At 36.6% G+C, this 25,527-nt stretch carries 20 protein-coding genes and 2 pseudogenes; 20 read left to right on the forward strand and 2 right to left on the reverse strand.

Going from position 1 to position 25,527, the window contains the following annotated elements; all coding sequences use genetic code 11:
• Positions 1 to 113 precede the first annotated feature (113 nt).
• The 18 genes and pseudogenes from P4S65_RS06910 (at position 114) to galU (ending at position 19,001) form a co-directional block, all read left to right on the forward strand.
• The gene (locus P4S65_RS06910) at positions 114 to 434 is read left to right on the forward strand and encodes an NUDIX domain-containing protein (protein ID WP_337119811.1); all 321 of its coding nucleotides are present in this window, start codon (positions 114 to 116) and stop codon (positions 432 to 434) included.
• A 38-nt stretch (positions 435 to 472) separates the two neighbouring features.
• Entirely contained in the window at positions 473 to 1,882 is a 1,410-nt protein-coding gene (locus tag P4S65_RS06915) for a mannose-1-phosphate guanylyltransferase/mannose-6-phosphate isomerase (protein ID WP_337119812.1), read from the forward strand.
• Positions 1,883 to 1,885: 3 nt separating this feature from the next.
• Positions 1,886 to 3,297: pseudogene (locus P4S65_RS06920) on the forward strand (phosphomannomutase).
• A 63-nt stretch (positions 3,298 to 3,360) separates the two neighbouring features.
• Entirely contained in the window at positions 3,361 to 4,494 is a 1,134-nt protein-coding gene (gmd, locus tag P4S65_RS06925) for a GDP-mannose 4,6-dehydratase (RefSeq protein ID WP_337119813.1), read from the forward strand.
• A gap of 4 nt (positions 4,495 to 4,498) precedes the next feature.
• Positions 4,499 to 5,470 carry a GDP-L-fucose synthase gene (gene fcl / locus P4S65_RS06930; protein ID WP_337119814.1) on the forward strand — a complete coding sequence of 324 codons (972 nt, stop codon included), beginning with the start codon at positions 4,499 to 4,501 and terminating at the stop codon, positions 5,468 to 5,470.
• A 150-nt stretch (positions 5,471 to 5,620) separates the two neighbouring features.
• The gene (locus P4S65_RS06935) at positions 5,621 to 6,334 is read left to right on the forward strand and encodes an alpha-1,2-fucosyltransferase (protein ID WP_337119815.1); all 714 of its coding nucleotides are present in this window, start codon (positions 5,621 to 5,623) and stop codon (positions 6,332 to 6,334) included.
• A gap of 144 nt (positions 6,335 to 6,478) precedes the next feature.
• Positions 6,479 to 6,862: an acyltransferase gene (locus P4S65_RS06940; RefSeq protein ID WP_337119816.1), complete on the forward strand. Its 384-nt coding sequence runs from the start codon at positions 6,479 to 6,481 to the stop codon at positions 6,860 to 6,862.
• Positions 6,863 to 6,870: 8 nt separating this feature from the next.
• Entirely contained in the window at positions 6,871 to 7,731 is an 861-nt protein-coding gene (locus tag P4S65_RS06945; RefSeq protein WP_337119817.1) for a DUF6492 family protein, read from the forward strand.
• Positions 7,731 to 8,435: a hypothetical protein gene (locus P4S65_RS06950; RefSeq protein ID WP_337119818.1), complete on the forward strand. Its 705-nt coding sequence runs from the start codon at positions 7,731 to 7,733 to the stop codon at positions 8,433 to 8,435. The genes P4S65_RS06945 and P4S65_RS06950 overlap by 1 nt, the downstream gene beginning before the upstream one ends.
• 309 nt (positions 8,436 to 8,744) lie before the next feature.
• Complete coding sequence (locus P4S65_RS06955; protein ID WP_337119819.1) at positions 8,745 to 9,551, forward strand: hypothetical protein; 807 nt, start codon at positions 8,745 to 8,747, stop codon at positions 9,549 to 9,551.
• 43 nt (positions 9,552 to 9,594) lie between these two features.
• On the forward strand, positions 9,595 to 10,827 hold the full coding sequence (locus P4S65_RS06960) for a glycosyltransferase family 4 protein (protein ID WP_337119820.1): 1,233 nt from the start codon (positions 9,595 to 9,597) through the stop codon (positions 10,825 to 10,827).
• A pseudogene (locus P4S65_RS06965) lies at positions 10,820 to 11,395 on the forward strand (sugar transferase); the annotation flags it as partial. The gene P4S65_RS06960 and the pseudogene P4S65_RS06965, both read left to right, overlap by 8 nt.
• 33 nt (positions 11,396 to 11,428) lie before the next feature.
• A complete protein-coding gene (locus tag P4S65_RS06970) occupies positions 11,429 to 12,391 on the forward strand; it encodes an ATP-grasp domain-containing protein (protein WP_337120737.1) in 963 nt (320 codons plus the stop codon).
• A complete protein-coding gene (locus P4S65_RS06975; protein ID WP_337119821.1) occupies positions 12,384 to 13,037 on the forward strand; it encodes an HAD family hydrolase in 654 nt (217 codons plus the stop codon). Before P4S65_RS06970 ends, P4S65_RS06975 begins: the two co-directional genes overlap by 8 nt.
• The gene (locus P4S65_RS06980; protein WP_337119822.1) at positions 13,031 to 14,206 is read left to right on the forward strand and encodes a DegT/DnrJ/EryC1/StrS family aminotransferase; all 1,176 of its coding nucleotides are present in this window, start codon (positions 13,031 to 13,033) and stop codon (positions 14,204 to 14,206) included. The genes P4S65_RS06975 and P4S65_RS06980 overlap by 7 nt, the downstream gene beginning before the upstream one ends.
• Before the next feature lie 205 nt (positions 14,207 to 14,411).
• Positions 14,412 to 16,367, forward strand: coding sequence for a polysaccharide biosynthesis protein (locus P4S65_RS06985; protein WP_337119823.1), 1,956 nt, complete (start codon positions 14,412 to 14,414; stop codon positions 16,365 to 16,367).
• Between the two features lie 287 nt (positions 16,368 to 16,654).
• Entirely contained in the window at positions 16,655 to 17,821 is a 1,167-nt protein-coding gene (locus P4S65_RS06990) for a nucleotide sugar dehydrogenase (RefSeq protein ID WP_337119824.1), read from the forward strand.
• Between the two features lie 289 nt (positions 17,822 to 18,110).
• On the forward strand, positions 18,111 to 19,001 hold the full coding sequence (gene galU, locus P4S65_RS06995; RefSeq protein ID WP_337119825.1) for a UTP--glucose-1-phosphate uridylyltransferase GalU: 891 nt from the start codon (positions 18,111 to 18,113) through the stop codon (positions 18,999 to 19,001).
• A 1,005-nt stretch (positions 19,002 to 20,006) separates the two neighbouring features.
• On the opposite strand, the gene P4S65_RS07000 is transcribed toward galU, so the two are convergent.
• Positions 20,007 to 20,459: an REP-associated tyrosine transposase gene (locus P4S65_RS07000; protein ID WP_337119826.1), complete on the reverse strand. Its 453-nt coding sequence runs from the start codon at positions 20,457 to 20,459 to the stop codon at positions 20,007 to 20,009.
• Positions 20,460 to 21,106: 647 nt separating this feature from the next.
• Positions 21,107 to 22,513 (reverse strand): capsule assembly Wzi family protein, encoded by a 1,407-nt coding sequence (locus tag P4S65_RS07005; RefSeq protein WP_337119827.1) that lies wholly within the window; start codon positions 22,511 to 22,513, stop codon positions 21,107 to 21,109.
• A gap of 326 nt (positions 22,514 to 22,839) precedes the next feature.
• On the opposite strand from P4S65_RS07005, the gene P4S65_RS07010 reads away from it, so the two are divergent.
• Together P4S65_RS07010 and P4S65_RS07015 are read left to right on the forward strand one after the other, a co-directional pair.
• Positions 22,840 to 24,771: a methyl-accepting chemotaxis protein gene (locus P4S65_RS07010; RefSeq protein WP_337119828.1), complete on the forward strand. Its 1,932-nt coding sequence runs from the start codon at positions 22,840 to 22,842 to the stop codon at positions 24,769 to 24,771.
• 75 nt (positions 24,772 to 24,846) lie between these two features.
• The gene (locus P4S65_RS07015; RefSeq protein WP_033041057.1) at positions 24,847 to 25,320 is read left to right on the forward strand and encodes a peroxiredoxin; all 474 of its coding nucleotides are present in this window, start codon (positions 24,847 to 24,849) and stop codon (positions 25,318 to 25,320) included.
• Positions 25,321 to 25,527 lie beyond the last annotated feature (207 nt).

A 25,527-nucleotide genomic window follows, 5' to 3' on the forward strand; every position in this document is an offset into this window, starting at 1 on the left:
TTAACGCCTCTAATTTCGATAGATTTAATCGTTAGAAATCGCGATGGTAATATCCTGTTAGGTGAGAGATTGAATAAACCTGCACAAGGCTTTTGGTTTGTCCCAGGGGGCGAGTGTTAAAAGGTGAAGCACTTGAAGTAGCTTTTGCTCGATTAATTAAAGCGGAACTTAACTCTGCTCTGATTCGCTCTAGCTTTAAAGGTGTATACCAACATTTTTACGATGATAACGTATCAGGTGAAAGTTTTGGAACACATTATATAGTACTAGCTTATGAAATATTATTGGACTGCGACTTGGGCTCATTACCTACTGAACAACATTCGAATTATAAATGGTTTGAAGAGGATAAACTGTTGCAGGATAAAAATGTGCACCTTCACTCTAAATGGTACTTTCAAAAAGAGAAAGAAGCCGATAAAGCATTTTGCTAGACCTAATCAAGTTTAATTAATTTTTATATGGAATATTTATGATCACACCAGTAATTATGGCTGGCGGTTCGGGTACACGCTTATGGCCACTTTCACGTAGCAACTACCCAAAACAGTTTTTAAAGTTAAGCGGCCAGCATACAATGCTGCAAAATACCTTAAATCGCTTAAATGGTTTAAACCATAGTCCAGCAATGTTGATCTGTAATGAAGAACATCGTTTTATTGCAGCGGAACAGCTTCGCCAGTTAGGTGCTGAGCACTCTGGTATATTTCTAGAGCCAGTAGGGCGTAATACAGCCCCTGCAATAGCACTCGCTGCCTTCAAAGCAATTGAAAAAGGTGAAGACCCATTACTGCTTGTACTTGCTGCCGATCATATAATAGATGATATCGTTTCGTTTCATCAAAGCGTTAACAAAGCCTCAGAGCTTGCAAAGCAAGGTAAGTTAGTCACATTTGGTATTGTTGGCAATAAACCAGAAACAGGTTACGGCTATATAAAACGTGGCGAAGAGTTTAGTACAGGTTTTGTAGTAGACAGCTTTGTTGAAAAACCAGATTTAGAAACTGCAAAACACTATATTGCCAGTGGTGATTATTACTGGAATAGCGGTATGTTTTTATTTAAAGCGAGCCGTTATCTAGCCGAGTTAAAAGCGTTTCGTCCTGATATTTATAATGCTTGTAAAAAAGCAATTGAAATACAGTCTAACGACCTAGATTTTATTCGTGTAGATAGAGCTGCATTTGAAGCTTGCCCTGATGAATCAGTAGATTACGCCGTAATGGAACACACCCAAGATGCGGTTGTTGTGCCTATGGATGCAGGTTGGAGTGATGTAGGTGGTTTTGCTGCGTTGTGGGAAGTATCAACTAAAGACGAAAATGGCAATGCATTTACTGGTGATGTTAAAGCCGTTGATACTAAAAATACCCTTGTGTTTGGCGAAGACAAACTTGTTGCCACCGTAGGTGTTGAAAACTTAGTCATAGTAAACACCAAAGATGCCGTACTTGTAGCGCACAAAGACCAATCACAACATGTAAAATCGATCGTACAGCAATTAAAAGCTGAAAATCGTTCAGAAGCAACCATGCATCGTGAAGTATATCGCCCTTGGGGTAAGTATGATTCGGTTGATAATGGTGAACGTTTTCAAGTTAAACGTATAACGGTAAAGCCTGGCGCTAAGCTAAGTGTACAAATGCATCATCATCGCGCAGAGCATTGGATTGTTGTATCAGGCACCGCTAAAGTACAAATCGACGACACAGAGCAATTTGTAACAGAAAATGAGTCGGTTTATATTCCTATTACCGCAGTACATGCCCTTGAAAATCCTGGGAAAGTTGATTTGGAATTGATTGAAGTACAGTCTGGTTCATACCTTGGTGAAGACGATATCGTACGTTTTGAAGATCGCTATGGCAGAGTGGAAGGGTAAATTATGAATACTAATATCGTAATTGAACAAAGTGGTATTGCTTTTGGTACAAGTGGAGCGCGTGGGTTAGTTGCGGACTTTACTCCTGACGTTTGCGCAGCTTTTTCAATCGCGTTTATAAAGTCAATTGATATGGAATTTGATTTTGATACTGTTGCTATCGCTATTGACAACCGTCCAAGCAGTTACGCAATGGCACAAGCGTGTGCAGAAGGTTTGAAACAACTTGATTTAAATGTTGTCTACTACGGAGTCATACCTACACCAGCACTCGCTCATCAAGCAATGAAGGGTAATATTCCATCTATAATGGTTACAGGAAGTCATATACCCTTTGACCGAAACGGCTTAAAGTTTTACCGACCTGATGGGGAAATAAGCAAAACCGATGAGCAAGCTATTCTAGGTGCCACGATAGAATTTACAAGGTTAAATGAAAACCTAAAAGATCTAAATAAAAGTGATGCAGCCAAAAATGCCTACATACAACGCTACAGCGAGCTTTTTAGACACGATGTACTTGCTGGAAAAAAGATAGGCATTTATGAGCACTCAAGCGCGGGTCGTGATATTTATAAAGTGCTATTTGAAAGTTTAGGAGCTGAAGTTAAAAGCTTAGAACGAAGTGATATATTCGTACCAATAGATACTGAGGCAGTTTCGGCAGAAGACCGAAAAAAGCATTGGATTGGTCAAAAAAATATAACTTTGACGCAATATTCTCAACTGATGGTGATGGGGACCGCCCGCTTCTAGCTGATGAGAATGGGTGTTGGTTAAGTGGTGATACGCTCGGGTTACTCACAAGTCAGTTACTTAATATCGAAGCGTTGGCTGTACCAGTTAGCTGTAATACTGCAATTGAGAAGTCCGAAAGTTTTAAGTATGTAACGCGAACAAAAATAGGTTCGCCATATGTAATCGCAGAGTTCTCTAAATTGAGAGAAAGTTTCACCCGTGTTGCGGGTTTTGAAGCTAACGGTGGTTATTTACTGGGTTCAAATATAGAAGTTAATGGTAAATTACTAACTGCACTGCCAACGCGAGATGCTTTATTGCCAGTATTAACATTGCTAGCTCAACCAGATAGCATAGCGACTATCCAGTTAAAATTACCAAAGCGCTTTACGGCGAGTGATCGAATCAAAAATTTCTCAACCAATAAAAGCAATAAAATTATAATTGAAGCGACGGAAGAACCAGAAAAACTATTAGCAGCAATAGGCTTTAAGGATTTTACAATTGAAAATGTGAACACTATTGATGGTCTAAGAATAACATTCCTCGATGGTCAAATTATTCACCTCCGTCCATCAGGGAACGCACCTGAATTACGCTGTTATGCTGAAGCTGATACATACTTAAAAGCGACTCAATTAGTTTCAAATAGTTTAGAAAAAGTTCAGCATTTATAATTTAATATAAGCATATAAAGTGGCTAGATTTTAAAATTTAGCCGTCGATAAAGGAATTAAGCAATGAAAGAGAATAAAGTAGCTTTAATAACCGGTGTAACAGGGCAAGATGGTTCATACCTTGCAGAATTATTGTTAGAAAAAGGCTATGAAGTTCATGGTATAAAACGCAGAGCATCATCGTTGAATACTGAGCGTGTGGATCATATTTATCAAGATAGCCATGAAAAAAATCAAAAGTTCTTCTTACATTACGGTGATTTGACTGACTCATCAAACCTAACACGTATAATAAAAGATGTGCAGCCTGATGAAGTTTACAACTTAGGTGCACAATCCCATGTAGCCGTTTCATTTGAATGTCCAGAATACACAGCTGATGTTGATGCTATGGGGACTTTACGTTTATTAGAAGCAATTCGCTTTTTAGGCCTAGAGAAAAAGACAAAGTTTTATCAAGCTTCAACATCTGAACTGTATGGAGAAGTACAAGAGATACCGCAAAAAGAAACAACGCCGTTTCACCCTCGCTCACCTTATGCAGTAGCTAAAATGTATGCCTATTGGATAGTGGTAAATTATCGTGAATCTTATGGTATGTATGCTTGTAATGGTATTTTGTTTAATCACGAATCACCTCGTCGCGGTGAAACCTTCGTAACACGTAAAATCACTCGCGCTATTGCTAATATTTCACAAGGTTTAGAAAGTTGCTTATATTTGGGTAACATGGATGCCTTACGTGACTGGGGTCATGCCAAAGACTATGTCCGTATGCAATGGATGATGTTACAGCAAGAAACTGCAGACGATTTTGTCATTGCAACAGGTAAGCAAATTTCTGTTCGCGAATTTGTAAAGCTATCAGCTAAAGAAGCAGGTATAGAACTTGAGTTTACAGGTGAAGGTCTTGAAGAAATAGCGACTATAACCGCTATCACTGGTGATAATGCTCCAGCTTTAAGCGTAGGTGATGTTATTGTTAAAGTTGATCCTCGCTATTTCCGCCCTGCAGAAGTTGAAACTTTATTAGGTGACCCTACTAAAGCAAAAGAAAAATTGGGTTGGGTACCACAAATCACAGTTGAAAAGATGTGTGCGGAAATGGTTGAAAATGATTTAAATAAAGCTAAACAACATGCGATCTTAAAAGCACATGGTCATAACGTAGCTATTTCTATAGAAAATCAAGGTTAACAATATGTCAGGCTTAAATTGTAAAATATTTGTCGCGGGTCATCGCGGCATGGTTGGATCGGCAATTGTTCGTCAGCTAGAAGCAAATGGTCATACAAATATCATAACGCGTACGCGATCTGAATTAGATTTAACTAATCAGCAAGCAGTTGCTGATTTTTTTCAAACTGAAAAAATTGAACAAGTTTATTTAGCTGCAGCGAAGGTTGGCGGTATTGTTGCCAATAATACTTACCCAGCTGATTTTATTTATGAAAATTTAATGATTCAATGCAATATTATTCATAGCGCACATTTAGCTAATATTCAGCAATTACTATTTTTAGGCTCATCATGTATTTATCCTAAATTGGCAGCGCAACCAATGCAGGAAACTGCATTACTTACAGGCACATTAGAAGAAACCAACGAACCCTATGCTATTGCTAAAATAGCCGGTATTAAGTTGTGTGAGAGTTATAAGCGACAATATGGTAGAGATTACCGCAGTGTAATGCCAACTAACTTATATGGTGCAAATGATAATTTCCACCCTGAAAATAGCCATGTTATTCCCGCATTATTACGCCGCTTTCATGAAGCAAAATTAAACGGGGACACAGAAGTCGTTGCATGGGGCAGTGGTAAACCTATGCGTGAGTTTTTATACGTTGACGACATGGCGGATGCATCAATTCATATAATGAACCTAGCTAAAAAAACATATGATGAAAATACTGAACCTATGTTGAGCCACATTAATGTGGGTACAGGAGTTGATTGTACTATCCGCGAATTAGTTGAGACAGTGGCTAAAGTGGTTGGTTTTGAAGGTCAAATAAAGTTCGATACTAGTAAGCCTGACGGTGCACCACGTAAGCAACTGAACGTAGATAGACTTAAACGGTTAGGTTGGGTTTTTGAAATACCGTTAGAAGTTGGTCTTACTAAAGCTTATAAGTGGTTTCTAAATAATCAAGAAGGTTTTAGAAAATAACTTTATTTACGAGGTCTTGAAATTAAATTCAACCTTATTAATAAAAAAGACTTCTTATCTTACTTTAAATATCAGGTATTCAATGTGTATATAATCTATTTATGTGGTGGTTTAGGCAATAACATGTTTCAACTGTGTCTAGGTGAGTTTTTGACAAGCCAAGGCTTTGAGGTAACTTATAATGACACACTAACTAAAAAAAATGTTTTAACAAAACTTTTGGGTTGGACGGTTCATAAAAATGACTTTATAAACAAGTTACTGCAAAATAAAAATGTTAGTACAGGACTAAGTTTAATCGATTCTTTATTTTTAATGCGAGAATACCTTTTAAATAAGTTATTAAATCGAAACTCTTATATATATATACATCGAAAGGAATCTAATAAAACTATAAGATTGTGGAATTATGCTGCAATTGGATTGCATATGAATCAAGAGAATATTGAGTCATTTAGAAAACATTGCCATGAGGTTTTAGAAATAGATTCTGTCAATTGTGAGAACAAGTATGCTGTAATACATGTCCGAAAAGGGGATTTTTTAGCACACAGCCGATTAGATAACAGTTATTATAAAAAGTCATTAAAGTTTATTCCTGAGGATGTGAAAATTTATTTTATATCGGATGACCCAGATATATTACCTGAGCTAGAGCAAGAATTAGGCCGTAAATTATATTTAAGTGGTAGTGGAACGATGAAGCAAGACTTTATGACTATAGTTAATTCGTCAGTAATTATCTCATCTAATTCAACATTTTGTTTTTGGGCTAGTGTATTGAGTGAAGCAGATTTAATAGTGCATCCGGATAGAATTTCAGCATACAAATCATTTTTTTGCCTTTTAGCAATAAAAAATTAATATCACTAGCATGTAAATTTGAAAATGAAATCGATAAAACATAACTTTATACTTTTATATAGCTGGTTTATTAGATTGCTTCTAATATGGCTGCCAGATCAACCTTTAATAATGAAAATTAGAGGGTGTCTTTATGGCTTTTTTATGGAAGAAGTAGGACGAAACTTTCAAGTTTCAGCTAATGCAATTATTCGGAGCTTAGAAAAGATTTCTGTCGGTCATGATGTTTACATCGCTCCTAACTCTATTATTAGTGCTGGTGGCGGGGTTGTATTAGAGAGTGAAGTTATGCTCGGGTTTGGTAGTATTATAGTCGCAGGTAATCATACTTGCGTAGGAGGTTCATACAGATTTGGACCTAGTGAATTAAAGAAGGTCCATATATCTTTTGGGACATGGATTGGAGCTAATTGTACTATAGTCGCAGGAGCTTCCATACCAGGAGGTTGTCTTATTGCTGCAAATTCAGTAGTCGTAAAGCCGATTAAGGTTAGCGGTATATATGGGGGTTCCAATAAAATTAATTAGGAAACTAGATGCAGGGAGAAATAGTTAAAATGAATACTATTGATGTTGTGACAGTAGTAGCAGGCATAGATTTGAAAAATATTCAATTAGTACTTGATAGTTTAACTAATAGGTTAAATGTTAATAAAGTGTTTGTAATAACTAATGCCGTTGAGAAAGTACCTAGATCAGAATCAGTTGTTGTTATAGATGAAAAAGAATTAATCTCTACAAGTGATATCAACAAAATGAAGAATATTCCTGTTGCATACTTCCCTACAAGATTTGGATGGTATTACCAACAATTTTTAAAAATGCAATTTGCCAAGTCTACCTATTGCCAAGGCGATTATTTAATTTGGGATGCCGACACAGTATTATTAAAACCTCTTGATTTAATCGAAGAGGGTAAATATATTTTTACAGTAGGAAAAGAAAAACTGAATAAGGATTATCATATAACTTATGAAAGGTTATTGGGGAATGAACCTAAAGTTAAAAGCTCGATGATTAGCCAGCACTTATTTGTAAATAAAAAAATCATGGTAGCCTTAATTGATGAAATTACCGATAAGTATAATCAACCCTTTTATTTTTCTATTCTTGAAAACTGCATAGGCTCAGGTAAAAGTTTATTTAGCGAATATGAAACATATGTTAATTACGCAATCGAGCAAAAACTACCTCATGTTATAAAAGAGCGTGTTTGGTTTAGAAATGCTGCAGCAATAGTGGGGTATACACCAAGCGATAAAACATTAAAGAGGTTTTTTTATATGGCTGATTTCATCGCTTTAGAAAAGTTTGACATTAGATTCACCCGTAAATGTAAAGGTTTACTAATGTATTCAAAGTTTATATTGAGCTATTTTCTAGGTCGCAAATCATAATGGTTACATACCTTTTTATAATTATGGCATTGCTTTTTGCTATTGAAGCTAGTACAGCACTAGCTAGAAAAGCTGGTTATTTGATGGAGAAACCTGAGAGTGGTTTGATTTTACAATCATCACTGAGCTTAATGTCGCGGTTGTTGATTTTTATGTTCATGCCATTAATAGGTGCTTTATCTGACAAAGGTTCGGTATATGAGAATATCTCTGAATTATTATTCGGTTATCTAATTATACCTTTCTTTTTATTAGCAATTTATATTTGTAGAGTTAAAATATTAACCCTATATTATATATTGACGACAAGGATGTTAAGTAATGGTTCCTTTTTTAAATCAGTAAAATTAGATAAGGTAGCAACATCATTAAAAATTAAAAAAAACAAACCTATCTATAAAAAGTTTATATCATTATATATGTTAGTCATTATAGCTTACATACCATATTATCTTGCCTGGCCATCAATCATGGTGCTTATAGATATTTACCCAGAAAATAGAGGCTTTTTATTAGGTATGTCATCTGTTTTAAATGGGTTTAATACTATAATACTTACAATATTTGTAGACCCTAAGTTAGTGCAAATAGGGAAGCAAAAACGATTGATAATTAATTTGTATGATGACTTGATTTTGTTACGGTTTGTTGCATCACTTATTTCTTTTTTTATATTAGCCTTATCAATATTTTTCTTGGGTTAAATGATGAGTAAAAAAATCTACATTGGCTTCTTATTTATTTTTATATTCATGTTTTTTTCCAACATCAGAATATATTTATAATAATGAAGACAATAACTCTTTGTTAATGTTTATCTTCTGTCAGTTTTTTGCACTAATTATGGGGCTTTTCATTTTTATTGTCGTTTTTAAATCACCAATGAAGAAACAGGAGTTATATATCGAAGGAGAATATGCAAATAATGTTAGTAAATTATTTTTTTATATAACAATTGTTTTTTTGGATTGTTTATTATCTTTTATCTGCAGAATGTTAGCCAAATTACTGAAGTGGTTATATTCGCAGAAAAATATAGGAATGGATTTTATAAAGGAAGCGGTTTATATACTCTTGGCATTACACAGGTTTCTGCATTTCTTGTTGTTTTTTTGACCGTGAAATTAAAAGTATTGAACAAATATTATTTCTTTATGCTGATAATAGTTTTCGTTACATCTTCGCTATTAGGTTTAAGAATTTTTTTAATGCCTATTTATCTGTTTTTATTGATTAGAGTGCTATCTGGGAAGATATCCGTTTCTTCTATAGTATCTGTCACATTATTGATTTTATTATTCATAGGTTTTAAATTGGTATTGGCTGAGGATTTATCACAAAGTGCATTGTTAGATATTTTTATGCATATTCTAGGGCGAAATGACTACAGCAGCTTAGTTCATGATGACGCATATTCACTTGAAGCTAAGGTTGCATTAGGCTTTCTGCCTTTTTATGGTGTAGATGTAGGGCAATTTAAGGAAATATTTGCAGGGCATATACCAGATTTAATTTATAATAAACCGAATATAGGGTTATTTACTGGAATAGCGTTGCCTATAACTATAATTTTATTTAATAGTTTTTCTTGGACGGCAATTAATTTTGTAATATTTATTATTGTTTTATTTCTACTTTCTCTCCAAAAATCTATTCAAACAGATAATATGGCGAGTGCCGTAATAAATATTTTCATCACTTACTTTTGTTTCTCTATATTAACAGAGGATATATTGATGTTTTATAAAATGCCACTAATTATTTTTACAATTTATTTTACTATTGTTGTGCTTAAATTTTGCAAACCCAAAAACATTTAAATAATTCTTTCATCTTTTTACATATTTAACTTAGCTTTGGAGCATGAAAATTAATATACTATATTTGCATCAATACTTTGCAACCCCTGAGTCAAATGCAGGTACTCGTTCATATGAAATGGCGAAAAGATTGATTACTAATGGGCATGAAGTAACTTTTGTTACCAGCTCTGCTTTTCTTGCAAAAAACTATGAGCTTAATCCTGGATGGAACTATTTAGAATTAGAAGGGATTAAATTACATATACTCCATCAAGAGTATTCTAATAAAAATTCATTTATTAAGCGCATATTTAAATTTTTGCAGTTCTCGTGGAAAGCAACTTTTAAAACATTACAGCTGAAATCAGATGTTTTATTAGCAACAAGTACCCCTTTAACTATTGCAATACCTGGTCTTATTTATTCAAAAATTAAAAAAGTGCCTATGGTTTTTGAAGTAAGGGATCTATGGCCTGAGCTCCCTATTGCTGTCGGAGCTATTAAAAGCCCTATTGTAATTTGGTTTGCTCAATGGTTAGAACGTTACACTTATAAAAACGCTACTCGCTTAATTGGTTTATCTCCTGGTATGTGTGATGGTATTATTCGCCAAGGCATTAACCCAAACTACGTTACGTTAGCAACTAATAGCTGCGATACGGCTTTATTTGATGTAGACAAAGTGGTAGGTCAAGAATATGTAGAAAAAAGTTTACCTTTTCTCAATGGGCGGAAATTGGTGGTGTATACAGGAACTTTCGGGTTAATTAATAAAGTTGGTTATTTACCAGAGCTGGCAAAAGCTGTAAAAAATATGTCATCAGATATTTGCTTTGTTGCTGTAGGTGATGGTATGGAAAAGCAAGGAGTCATTAGTAGGGCTAAAGATCTAGGGGTTTTAGATAAAAACTTATACTTTTTAGATCCAGTTCCAAAAACGGAGATCGTTAAATTACTTTCTGCTGCGCATTTATCCTTGTCTTTGTTTGGACCTGTAAAAGAAATGTGGCACAACTCAGCAAATAAATTGTTTGATGCTTTAGCTTCTCAAACACCTATAGGTATAAATTATGGCGGTTGGCAAAAAGATTTTATTGTAGAACATCATTGTGGTGTTGTGTTGGATATCGAAGATTATAATGTGTCAGCAAATAGGCTTGTTAACTTTCTAAACGATGATTCTAAATATACAAAGGCTGTAGAAAGTTGCCATATTTTATCGTATGAACACTTTTCTCGGGGTATTATGGCAAAAAGAATAGAGTCAACGCTTCAGGATGCAATCAATGATTAAACGTGTTTTTGATTTTATCGTGGCTTTGAATGTTTTACTCATTTTACTTCCTGTAATCATTATTGTTGCTGTGCTCATAAAGTTTAAATTAGGCTCTCCTATTTTATTTACTCAAGATCGCCCTGGCCTTTATGGTCAAGTTTTCAAAATGATGAAATTCCGCAGCATGCTAGATGCTACTGATAAGCAAGGTAACTTGTTATCAGACGATAAGCGTATGACAAAATTTGGTGCTATCCTTCGCTCTACTAGTTTAGATGAATTACCTGGCTTATTTAATGTATTAAAAGGTGATATGAGCTTAGTTGGTCCTCGCCCATTACTTGTTCGATATTTACCTCTCTATAATGAAAAACAAGCTCGTCGTCATAATGTTCGACCGGGTATAACAGGCTGGGCTCAAGTTAATGGGCGAAACGCTATTAGTTGGGAAGATAAGTTCAAATTTGATGTTTGGTATGTAGATAACCAAAGCTTTTGGTTAGATCTTAAAATATTATTACTGACGGTTAAAAAAGTATTTATCAAAGAAGGCATTTCAGCGAGTGATCATGTCACTATGCCTTTTTTACTGGCAGTGTTAATAATACAGGAAAAAAAGATGAAAAATAATGTGCTTGTACTTTCAGCTGGAAGGAGAGTGTCACTAGTACGAGCCTTTGATAAGGCTATTGAAGACCTTGGTGTTGATGGTGAAGTTTTTGGTGCTGATATGAACCCGAATATGTCTGCAGCTTGTAATGTTTTGTGTAAAAGCTTTGTGTTGCCACACGTACTTAACGATGAGTACATCGGTGAATTAAAAAGTCTTTGCTTGGAAGAATCAATAAGACTAGTTGTACCAACAATAGATACTGAACTATTAAAACTTGCTAGACATAAGCAGGAGTTTAAAGACCTAGGGATTACAATCGTTGTATCTGATAGTGAGCTAGTTGTCCCTTGTAGGGATAAAAGACTAACCCATGATTTGTTTAATGAAATTGGCTTTCCTGTTCCTGTTACCTATTCACTAAGCAACATAATATTTCCATGCTTTTCAAAGCCAATATCGGGAAGTTTAAGTCAAAATATTCGTATTTTACAATCACAAGATGAACTTGATGCCTGGGATGTTCCAAAATCAGAAATGATGTACATGGAAATAGTTTCTGATAAAGCTTTTGATGAATATACAGTTGATGTCTATTTTACTCAAAGTAGTGAGCTTATTTGTATGGTACCCAGAGAAAGAGTTGAAGTTAGAGGTGGAGAAATCAGTAAAGGGCGCACTAATAAAGCACTGATAAATTTACTTAAAGAACCGATGTCGAAACTAAAAACAGCTTTTGGTTGTTTAACTCTCCAAGTTTTTAAGTCAAAAACAACAGATCAAATCTATGGTATAGAAATTAACCCTAGGTTTGGTGGTGGGTTTCCTCTTAGTAATGCAGCTGGCGCAAGATACCCTGAGTTTCTATTAAGAGAAGTTTTTTTAAACGAAAAACTAAATTATACAGATGATTGGGAAGACCAATTGGTGATGCTTCGTTATGATGCTGAGGTTCTAGTTTCGAATGGCTGATCTTTCAAATTTTGATGTGGTCGTATTTGACCTAGACGATACTCTTTATTCTGAATTGGATTACGTTTTATCTGGATATCACTTTTTATCAGAGTTAATTGAAAGATTATACTCAAAAGTTACCTATAAAACATTTATAGAAGCTCTAAAAACGAAAGTTCCAGATGTTTTTTCTTACGTTATTGAAGAGCATCGTTTACCAAAAACACTTAAGGAACATTTAATCTTAGCTTATAGGTACCACACCCCTAATATTAAATTACATGAAGGCGTAATCTTAATCCTTGAGCAATTAAGGAGTAAAAATATCCCGATGTATTTGATTACCGATGGTAGAGGTATAACTCAACGATTAAAAATATCGTCTTTAGAAATTGAAACTTTCTTTGAATCGATTTATATATCTGAAGAGGTTGGTGTAGGAAAACCTCAGCCAGATTCATTTATTGCCATTCAACGTTTGCATCCTGATAAATCTATAGTGTACGTTGCAGATAACCCCACAAAAGATTTTATTGCCCCTAATCAATTAGGATGGGACTCTATAGGTATAATTAATATAAATACACGAGTTCATCCTTTGACTAGCGATTATACTCAAGCAGCTAACATTTGGTTAGATCAATTTAAAGGCTTAACATGTTAAATACCCCATTTTCTCCTTGGCCTTGCTTCACTCAAGAAGAAGCTGATGCTGTTAGTCGTGTAGTTTTATCTAATAAAGTAAATTATTGGACGGGCACTGAAGGTCGTGAATTTGAAAAAGAATTTGCAAGCTGGGCTGATAGCAAATACGCAATAGCCTTAGGTAATGGCACATTAGCACTTGATCTTGCACTTAAAGCATTAAATGTGGGCGCGGGTGATGAAGTAATAACTACACCACGCACCTTTTTAGCATCTGCTTCAAGTATTGTTACATCTGGTGCTGCACCCGTATTTGCTGATGTCGATCTAAATAGTCAAGCTATTACCGCAGAATCTATAAAAGCAGTACTTACACCAAAAACTAAAGCAGTTATTGTTGTTCATTTAGCGGGTATGCCAGCGGAAATGGATGAAATAATGGCGCTGAGTAAAGAGCATGGCTTTTTTGTAATTGAAGATTGCGCGCAAGCGCATGGCGCTAAATACAAAGGTAAGTCAGTTGGTAGTATTGGGCATGTTGGTGCATGGAGCTTTTGCCAAGATAAAATAATGACAACCGGCGGCGAGGGCGGCATGGTAACCACTAACTCAAAAGAGTTATGGTCAACTATGTGGAGCTATAAAGATCACGGTAAAAGCTTTGATGCTATTTATAACCGTGAGCACCCACCAGGATTTAGATGGCTGCACGAAAGCTTTGGTACCAACTGGCGTATGACCGAAATGCAAGCTGTACTTGGTCGCATTCAATTAACGCGTATGAGCGACTGGACTGCAAAACGCCAAGCACATGGTGCGTTGCTCGATCGTGCTGCAAGCGACTTTAGTTGTGTGCGTTTAGTTACAGTGCCAGAGCACAGCGAGCACGCAGAATATAAGCATTATATGTTTATTAAGCCTGAGCAATTAGCAGAAGGTTGGGATCGTGACCGTATAGTTAATGCGATTGTGGAGCGCGGCGTACCGTGTTTTCAAGGCAGTTGTTCTGAGGTTTATCTTGAAAAAGCGTTTGGCAACACACCATGGCGCCCAGAAAAACGCTTGCCTAATGCAGTTAAGCTAGGCGAAACATCACTGATGTTTTTAGTGCATCCAACGCTGACTGAAACCGAAATAGCCAAAACAATCCAAGTTATTAAAGATGTCTTTAGTCTCGCTACAAAATAGGTTTGTATATAATTAGTTAAATAAAATGCCCATAAATAGGTAAAGAGGTCGCTACGCTTTAAAAATGAAAGCAGTATAGAGTTTTAGCGACCTTTGATTTACTCTTGTTCACTGCTCTTTATGTTATATATTGTTTTGGCTAATCGCTAAAAAGTACTCGTGATAACTATTGTTTGTAGAAACCTAATTATAAAAGGAACTGTCAGTGGATAGTTTTATACACTCTATTTTAAATGCTTCACGCGGTAAAAAACGCATTATTACTTTGTTCATCGATACGTTATTTATTGTAATTGCTTTTTGGTTGGCTCTTATTGTTAGGCTTGATAGCTTTGAACCACTGCAACGTTTAGATAATTGGCTCCTTTTAGCGCTACTAACACCGGTTAGTTTATATACGTTTATAAGTTTAGGTTTGTACCGAGCTGTGCTTAGGTACATGAACTCTCAAGCCATTTGGGCAATCGTACTAGGTACAGTAATAACAACAGTTAGCCTAGTGTTAATTGCTTTTTTTATGGGTATAAATATACCACGTACTATGCCGTTTATATTTGCTTGGCTGTGTTTACTAACAGTGGGTGGGGCACGTGTATTGGTACGTGCAATTATTGGTAAAATGACCACAAGTAAAAAAGAGTCCATTATTATTTATGGTGCGGGCGCTGCTGGGCGTCAGTTAGCCACTGCTTTAGGCGCTGGCCCTGAGTATTTTGTTAGTGCATTTATTGACGATGATGTAACAAAGCATGGATCAATAATTCAGGGAATACCTGTTATTGCGTTTAAAGGTATTTATGAGTTAAGCACTAAACGTAAAGTTAGTAAGGTATTACTAGCATTACCGAGTGCTACCCGTGCCCGCCGAAAAGAAATACTCGCCCAATTAGAGCCATTAACAATTAAAGTACTTTCAATCCCCGGTATGACCGATATAGTTGAAGGTAAGGCTAAACTTGCCGAAATTACAGATGTCGGCGTTGAAGATTTATTAGGCCGAGACCCTGTATCACCAAAAATAGATTTAATGACCGCCAATATAGCTAAAAAAGTGGTTATGGTAACTGGCGCGGGTGGCTCTATTGGGTCAGAGCTTTGTAGGCAAATAGTTAAGCAAAAACCAACTAAATTAATTTTATTTGAGCAAAGTGAATTTGCCTTATATTCAATTGAAAAAGAGCTCAACGAATACATTTGCAATAATGCCCTAGAACTAGAACTAATACCTATTATGGGCTCTGTGCAGCGAATTAACCGCCTTGAAACGGTAATGAAAGCCTTTGGAGTTCAAACAGTTTACCATGCCGCAGCTTATAAGCATGTGCCTTTAGTTGAGCACAACGTGGTGGAAGGTGTTCGCAATAATGTGTTTGGTACTTATTACTCCGCAAAAGCTGCTGTAAATGCTAAAGTTGAAAATTTTGTACTTATTTCTACCGACAAAGCGGTACGGCCAACTAATGTTATGGGCGCAACTAAGCGTATGGCAGAACTTGTTTTACAAGGGTTAGCGCAAGAACAAGGCGTTAAGCATAAAACACGTTTTTGTATGGTCCGCTTTGGTAATGTACTTGGTTCTAGTGGCTCGGTTGTACCATTATTTCGCAGGCAAATTAAAGAAGGTGGGCCAATAACATTGACTCACCCCGACATAACTCGTTTTTTTATGACCATACCAGAAGCCGCCCAATTAGTAATACAAGCTGGCGCAATGGGAAAAGGAGGCGACGTATTTGTACTCGATATGGGTGACTCTGTTAAAATTAAAGACCTTGCTACAAAAATGGTGCGCCTTTCTGGCTTTGAGGTTAAAAGCGACACTAATCCACATGGCGACATTGAAATAAAGTGCACAGGCCTGCGCCCAGGCGAAAAGCTTTATGAAGAACTATTAATTGGCGATAACGTGGGTGAAACAACCCATGAGCGCATAATGACCGCCAATGAAGTCATGCTGCCATTAGCTGAGCTTAATGTATTTATAGAAGCATTAGATATTGCATGCCATAATTTTGATCACGAAACAATTCGCCAATTATTGTTAGATGCGCCAACAGGTTTTAATCCAACTGATGGCATATGCGATTTAGTTTGGAATGCTAAAGCTAAAAGCTTGGCTGACGATGCTGTTATAAATAATATTGTTAACTTAAGCAGTTAATAATATAAATTATACAAGCGAGAAATAAGCAACCTTAACAAGGATACTTATTTGTAGGTGAGGTTTTATACCTCGCTTTTGGTAAAGTTAAATTACTTGAGCGCGAAGTAAATTCGCACCTACAAATTGGCGCACACTTTAATGCCCTCAACTCCCTTTTATTATTCTTCAAAAAAATTATCAATATATTCGACACTATATTTTAGCTAGAGCCTTTTTGCCTAGAGCGTGATTCATAACTCTGATAAAATCATTTCATTAATTATGAATAATCTTAAAGGATTAACATGAAAATTGCCGTAGTAGGTACAGGCTATGTAGGTCTTTCCAATGCGATGTTATTAGCACAGCACAATGAAGTGGTGGCGCTAGATATTGATGAGCAAAAAATAGCACTATTAAATAATAAAAAATCGCCTATTGTTGATACCGAAATTAGTGAATTTTTAACGCGTAGTGACTTAGATTTTACAGCCACTACCAACAAAGTAGAGGCATATAAAAACGCAGATTTTGTAATTATTGCAACGCCTACCGATTACGACGTTGAAAATAACTACTTTAATACTAGCTCAGTAGAAGCTGTGATTAAAGATGCAATGGCGCACAATAAAACTGCTGTAATGATTATTAAGTCAACCATACCAGTTGGTTTTACTCAAAGCATTAAAGAACAATTAGGTGTTGATAATTTAATATTTTCGCCTGAATTTTTACGTGAAGGTAAAGCACTACACGATAACCTATACCCATCGCGTATTGTAGTGGGTGAGCAAAGTGAGCGTGCAAGTGTGTTTGCTAACTTACTTCAGCAAGGGGCTATAAAAAAAGATATTGAAGTGTTGTTTACTGATTCAACTGAAGCCGAAGCTATTAAGTTATTCTCAAACACTTACTTAGCAATGCGTGTGGCTTATTTTAATGAGCTAGATAGCTACGCTGAAGCACATGGTTTAAACAGTAAACAAATTATACAAGGTGTTAGTTTAGACCCACGTATCGGTAACCATTATAATAATCCTTCGTTTGGTTACGGTGGTTACTGTTTACCAAAAGACACCAAACAACTTAGAGCAAACTATGCAAATGTACCAAACAACATTATTGGTGCCATTGTTGACGCGAACACGACACGCAAAGACTTTATTGCAGATTCAATCATTAAGCGCAGCCCTAAAGTGGTTGGTGTGTATCGTTTAGTCATGAAAACAGGGTCTGATAACTTTAGGGCTTCATCGATTCAAGGCATTATGAAACGCATTAAAGCCAAAGGTATTGAGGTTGTAGTTTACGAACCTGTATTACAAGAAAGTGAATTTTTTAACTCTCGTGTTATTAAAGATTTAAATGAATTTAAACAAATATCTGACGTTGTTGTATCTAACCGTATGGTTGCAGAACTTATTGATATTAAAGATAAAGTATATACGCGAGATTTGTTTGGTAGCGATTAATCTATAAAGGCGTAAAATAAAATGGATTCCAAGTGAAAGCTCCAATTAGCTTGGAATTAATAGTTTTTAGGTAAAGCTTGCGCTTTACCTTTTAATATAATTAAATTTAAATACATGGCTAATAAGTAATACTCCTATTTTATATAAACCTCTTTGCAAGACAAATTTCATTCAAAAATCACTTCCAAGTTAGTAATTATGAATCCTTACTCATTTTGTTTTATTCAGCCCTCATCTACTTTTTACCTGTTAACTTAAAAATAATTAATTTATAAATAAAGGATTACCCATGAAAGCTGTTATTCCTGTTGCCGGCCTTGGCACTCGTATGTTACCCATGACAAAAGCAATTCCGAAAGAAATGCTACCAATAGTTGATAAACCCCTGATTCAATATATTGTTAGTGAATGTGTAGCCGCAGGTATTAAAGATATAGTGTTAGTTACACACAGCTCAAAAAATGCGATTGAAAACCACTTTGATACAAGCTACGAGCTAGAAGCCACCCTCGAAAAGCGCGTTAAACGCGCACTGCTTGACGAAATCCGCTCAATTTGCCCAACAGACGTTACGGTTATGAGTGTACGCCAAGGTGAGGCTAAAGGGCTAGGGCATGCAATTTTATGTGCAAAGCCAATTGTAGGTAATAACGATTTTGTTGTGCTACTCCCTGATGTAATACTCGATGCCTACACGGCGAATCAAAAAACTGAAAACTTAGCCGCGATGATTAAGCGCTTTAACGAAACTCAAGCAAGCCAGATTATGCTAGAACCTGTGGCAGAGGAAGATGTAAGCAAGTACGGTATTGCTGATATTAATGGCGTTCAACTTACCCCAGGGGTGAGCGCAGCAATTAAAACCATGGTTGAAAAACCGCCGGCAGATATAGCGCCTTCAAACCTTGCGGTAGTTGGGCGTTATGTATTAAGTAAAAATATTTGGCCATTACTGGCTAAAACACCTGTAGGCGCAGGCGACGAAATTCAATTAACTGACGCTATTGATGCATTAATGACACAAGAAACGGTTGAAGCATTTCATATGAGCGGGCGCTCACACGACTGTGGCGATAAGTTAGGTTATTTAAAAGCGATTGTTGAGTACGGTATGCGTGACGCAAAGCTAGGAAAAGAGTTTACTCAGCATTTAAATATACTTATGAACGGAGAAAATTAATAATCTAGTTACATGGGCGGATGTAAATTCGTACCTACGGTTTGGCATATGTTGTAGGTGAGGTTTTACACCTTGCTTTTTGACATTAAAGCCACATTACATGGGCGGATGTAAATTCGCACCTACGGGTTGGTGTATGTTGTAGGTGAGGTTTTACACCTCGCTTTTTAAGCATTAAAGCTTAAGTGATATGAGTGATATGAGCGCGAAGTAAATTTGTACCTACGGTTTGGCGTATGTTGTAGGTGAGGTTTTACACCTCGCTTTTTAAAAACCTAAGCCACGTTACAAAGCGCGAAGTAAATTCGCACCTACGGATTGGCGTATGTTGTAGGTGAGGTTTTACACCTCGCTTTTTAACATTAAAGCTACGGTGTATGGGCGGATGTAAATTCGCACCTACGGTTTGGCGTATGTTGTAGGTGAGGTTTTACACCTCGCTTTTTGACATTAAAGCCACATTACATGGGCGGATGTAAATTCGCACCTACGGGTTGGTGTATGTTGTAGGTGAGGTTTTACACCTCGCTTTTTAAGCATTAAAGCTTTAGTGATATGAGTGATATGAGCGCGAAGTAAATTCGCACCTACGGTTTGGTGCATGTTGTAGGTGAGGTTTTACACCTCGCTTTTTAACATTAAAGCTATGGTGTATGGGCGGATGTAAATTTGTACCTACGGTTTAGCGTATGTTGTAGGTGAGGTTTTACACCTTGCTTTTTGACATTAAAGCCACATTACATGGGCGGATGTAAATTCGCACCTACGGGTTGGTGTATGTTGTAGGTGAGGTTTTACACCTCGCTTTTTAAGCATTAAAGCTTAAGTGATATGAGTGATATGAGTGATATGAGCGCGAAGTAAATTTGTACCTACGGTTTGGCGTATGTTGTAGGTGAGGTTTTACACCTCGCTTTTTAACATTAAAGCTACGGTGTATGAGCGGATGTAAATTCGCACCTACGGTTTGGCGTATATTGTAGGTGAGGTTTTACACCTCGCTTTTTACTTTATGTAAATACAGTCCCAGTAGGGATACAAAGCAACTTTATCGACGATTTTAGCCCTTAAAGGGTTTGCAATTATATACCTAGCGTTATTAAGTAAATCATCCTCATTTCTAATCATATGGTCGTAGTAGTTACGTTGCCATAGTTTTTGTACCCCTAAACGATCGCGTATAGTTTTGGAGCAGCGGCCTTTAAAAGATTTAATTACATCCGATAGGGATTTTTCATTTCCCAATTGAATTAACCAATGCACATGATTTGGCATAATTACAAACGCTATTGTTTTAGCTGCTTTTTGATCTTCTATATTTTTCATTTCTTTAGTAATTAAACGATTAATATCTATAGAGATAAACTTATTTTCTCTTTTATGTGCTACCAATGTAATAGAGTAAAATCGATTTATTAACGATACTCTGCCTTTTCTTAATAAATCGGAACGATGCATTTTTATTGATCCTTTTTATTTAAAGGTAGCAGAAATATAGAAATTTTTAAGATGAGTGAGCGCGAAGTAAATTCGTACCTCTTGGGTGGTGTATGTTGTAGGTGAGGTTTTACACCTCGCTTTTTAAGCATTAAAGCTTAAGTGATATGAGCGCGAAGTAAATTCGCACCTACGGTTTGGCGTATGTTGTAGGTGAGGTTTTACACCTCGCTTTTTAAATATTAAAGCCACGTGATATGAGCGCGAAGTAAATTCTCACCTACGGGTTGGCGTATATTGTAGGTGAGGTTTTACACCTCGCTTTTTAAAATTAAAGCTATGGTGTATGAGCGCGAAGTAAATTCGCACCTACGGATTGGTGTATGTTGTAGGTGAGGTTTTACACCTCGCTTTTTAAGCATTAAAGCTTAAGTGATATGAGTAATATGAGTGATATGAGCGCGAAGTAAATTCGCACCTATAGTTTGGTGTATGTTGTAGGTGAGGTTTTACACCTCGCTTTTTAAGCATTAAAGCTTAAGTGATATGAGCGCGAAGTAAATTCGCACCTACGGTTTGGCGTATGTTGTAGGTGAGGTTTCACACCTCGCTTTTTAAACATTAAAGCCACGTTACATGGGCGGATGTAAATTCGCACCTACAAGGTGTTAAAAATTAGCAAATAAGCCTAACCTAGCAAATGTTTCTCCGTATACATCTTTCCCTTGATATAGCTCCGCGCCCCAACTTTTTGCGCCCATAATAGGTTTGCTTAATTTACGCGTGTACGCTGTTTGTAATTCGTAGCTTGTTTTATAAGCTTCATTTTTATTTTTAAGCATACGAATTGTGGTATTTAAGCTCTCTATTTTGCTTAATTGCCAATTCCAGTTTATGCTTATCGATTTAGCTGGTGTATAGTCGTTGTAATCGTGTTCATCACCTGCCCAGTGGCCAATTACATTACCTGAGTTTCGGTTGCCATCTAAATATATACCATTAAAGTACCAACCATCTTGCCAGTTGCTGTGTTCAATACGCAAGCTGTGATTATTTGTAATAAATGGTAAATATAGTCCAAAGCTATAAGAGTTATTTCTACCACCACCCAATGTATCTTCAAGCGCTACCTCACCGTAAAGCTCATAAGGAAGTGCATAAATACTATTATTATAGGCAAAGGTTATTGAGCCTAATTGATCACCAAGTTCAAAGTTGGCATCACTTGAGTCACCTATTCCCACATTATCTTTTGTACCTGGTTGGTAAAAGCCTTCAAGGAAGTCTTTTAAGCTAACTTTGCGAGTTCCTCCACCAAACTGCATTAAACGGCTTAAACCTATTGTTAAATTATCGGTTGCTGCGAAACTGGTATGTAAACCAAATAAATAAGGTTCTCCTTGTTCATACAGTCTTTTAGTTCCTGTAATTTTAGCCGTTTTTAATATCCCGCTTTGCTCTGTCATTTTACTAATAAACATATCATAACGAATATTAAAGCTGGTAATTGGCTCTACATTGCTCAGCGTGATAGAAGGTGTGGTTTTAGCTTGCGTGCTTAATAACATGGCACTGTCGTTAAATGGTGAGTACCAATGCTCGCGGTAGCCAATATCTAGCTGAGCATATTTATAACCAAGGTAAACAAAGCTTTGTGTTGGGAGTATTTCGTTTTCGTTAGCTATACCAGCAACACTTACACCAAAGTAACGGCCAAAATTAGCATACGCACCGCCTTCAACTATTAAATTAGTTTTAGTGGTTTGGCCGCGTTGATTAGGGAGAGTTTTATCTTTTGTGCCCGCAGCGAGTGTTACTTTGGCAAAAGTGCCGGCATCGCTTTGCACGTAAGGACTAATTTGATACGACAATGTTTGGTAAAGCTCAGGGTAGGAGTGTCTTACAGTTTGCAAAACCTTGTAAATATCGTGCGCTTTATAAGGCTTGCTCATTATATGCGTATTTTTACTAACCGCTAAAAGACGTTGTATTTGGTGCTCAAGTTCGGGTGCTTGATTTAAAGGTAAATAAGGAGATACGCCACCTTTAGCTATCGCATTTGCACTGATTGCCAACCCGACGAGCAGCGATATTTTTTTAGCATAATTATTCCGTTAGCAAAATTAGTTCAAGTAAAAACGTAAATGCGAGGTTAACAATAAACGCTTGAGTAAGAAAGAAGAAAAGCAAAGGCTAAACGAAAAGTTTACCGCTTTGAGCTTTCAATCATTGAGGGTATTTATGGTTATTAGGCGCAGCCTTATCATATTGTTATAAGCAGTTCTTTTGTATTGGTTACATTAAAAATTGTTGAATAACTCGGCCTTTAAAGATGGTTTACATAAAAGTGTCATAAATAGTTAATACTCTAAGCGTGCATTCACTATTGGAGCTAATATTTATGCGCGTGTCATCTATTACCCGGTTACTGGCTATATTATTGGCCTTGGCGAGTATTTTATTAGGCTCTACCTTATTTTGGGCAAGCCAAACTTTACTTAAGCTAGAGCAGCAAAATACCGCATACAGCCAACTAAAAAATACTATTTTAGTTGATTTAGCCGGTTATTTAGGGCGTTACTTAGACCAAGGTGACAGCCAATATTTAAATCAAGCCTCTACTTTAATTAACAATGTTAAAGTTAATCAATTATCTATATTGCCAAGTGAGTTAAGCACAACGCTTGAACAGCAATTAACGACCCTCAACAATGACATAAATGGCAAATACCGTGCACTTGGTAAGCTTTCGGGTAACGAAACCGCACTACTTGATAACGCGCTTAGGCAAATGGCAGGCTCAGCATCAACATTAATTAGCTATGCTAAAAAAGCACCTGAGCAAAATAACCATGCGCTAATGTATTACTCTCTGGCGAGTGATTATTACACTGAAGTAATTAATTTATCTTTATTTACCTATCAACTTATTGTTCAGTACGATAAAAACACAGAACAAAGCTTGCAACAAAGCATCGTAAATTTAAATAAATTAGGACAAGCTATTGAGCAGCTTCCTAATTTAGGTGTTATGAGTGCCGTTGACGAAGACGCTCTATTTATTGATGAAGAAGCTGAGGACCTTGGCGACGAAATAAAGTCAGAGCTTGTCAGTTGGCCTAATCGTTATCCACGTGATTTAGCAAGTACCCTTAAGCAAACTCAGTTACGAGAAAATGGCTCTAATGCGTTACGCTCACAAATTAGTGCACTTTCAAATACGGTTATTAATGCAGAGCAGGCGCTTAAGGCGGAGCAAGATAATTTAAAGCAGCAAGTACTTTGGGTATTTTGTGTTGCAATAGGTACGTTGGTTATATTGGCTGCAAGCGTTTATTTTGTACAACGTAATAAAGTACTAAACCCGCTTAGGCAATTACGAGATGGCTTTGCTTTTTTAATTGAAAGTAATGAGCTTAAGAGTATTGAAAGTAAAAATTCAAAAACTGAGATTGGTGAGATTGCGCAGTTTTTTAATCAACTCATCGATAGGCAGCGAACTGAAGCGCAAGAGCGGGCACAAATGCTAAAGGTGGTTAACAGTTTTATGCAGCAAATGAGCGAAAACTTATACACTATTAGTCAACAAGCATCGCTTAGCCATGGGCAAGTAGAACAAAATCAAAACTTATTAAGCGATATTCAACGTATTGGTGAGCAGGTAAATGATATAAATGCACAGGTGGCCGATAACGCACAAAGTACATTTACTGCAATGGAGCAAAGCTTGGGCTTTTCAGCAAATATGTTAGATGCCAGTTCTGATACGCAAGTGCGTGTAGAGCAAGGAATGCAAAGCATACAAGAGTTACTAACAGGTGTTGATGGGGTGGGTAAAATTATTGAGGTTATTCGTAATATTGCCGATCAAACTAACCTTTTAGCCCTAAATGCAGCGATTGAATCAGCACGTGCAGGAGAGCACGGACGTGGCTTTGCTGTGGTGGCTGATGAAGTAAGGCAGTTAGCGCGGCAAACACAAGGATCGCTTAGCGATATAAACGATCAACTAAGCTTGCTAACTGAAAACTCGCGAGTGGTGTCTACGCAAATATCAGCATTGGCCAACGGTGCACAGTCGCAAACACAAAATGCTCAAGAGCTAAAACTAAACTCCGAAGGGGTAGCCAGCAATGCTCAAAGTGCAAACAGCGTTGCTTTTGAGGCAATGGAACTGGCAAAGCAGCAGAGTAGCTTACTCGACAATTTTAGTAAATCAATGCAAAGCATGAAAGGGCAAGTGAGTGAATCCAGTTTACTTGTTGATGATATTCGTAATCAGCTACAGCAGCAAATGCAGACAATAAAAGGTAGCTTGGGCCTTAAAAAATAAACAAAGCTGTATGTTAGTCGCATTAAGCGATAAGCTAAAAATTCATTACGTTTCAATATTTTTTAAGGATTTATTATGATTGAACAAGGCCAAACGTTACCGGCTGTAACACTTACGCAATTAACTAACGACGGCATGCAAACATTGACGAACAGTGAGTTATTTGAAGGTAAGAAAGTTGTGCTGTTTGCTGTGCCAGGCGCGTTTACACCAACCTGTTCAAATGCTCATTTACCAGAATTTATTACCCTCGCTGATAAAATTAAAGCAAAAGGTATTGACGCTATTTACTGTGTGTCAGTTAACGATGCATTTGTTATGAAAGCATGGGGCGATTCACAAAACGCACAAGAAATTGCTATGCTTGCCGATGGTGATGCAAGCTTTACTAAGGCATTAGGCCTTGATAAAGACACCGCTGGCTTTGGCGGTATACGTTCTTCACGTTACGCAATGATTGTTGATAACTCGGTAGTAACCGGTTTGTTTGTAGAACAAGATAAAGAATTTGCAGTAAGCCGCGCAGAATACGTTTTAGAAAAGCTGTAAAGTATAAAAAGTAGAGTTACATTTTAAACGTGGATAAAATTCAGGCTTTTTACAACTTTATTTAACCATAATGGTATTTAAATTTATTTCCTCTAGTCAGAAAGTTTCAGTGAAAATAAAGCGAAATTACGCATTGATATCTGGCCTATTGCAAGTGAATTTAATGCAGTTAGCGCTAAAAAGAACTGCTTGAGATAGATTTATTAT

The organism is Pseudoalteromonas sp. B131b (genome assembly GCF_037162545.1).
In the GTDB taxonomy this organism is placed as follows: domain Bacteria; phylum Pseudomonadota; class Gammaproteobacteria; order Enterobacterales; family Alteromonadaceae; genus Pseudoalteromonas; species Pseudoalteromonas fuliginea.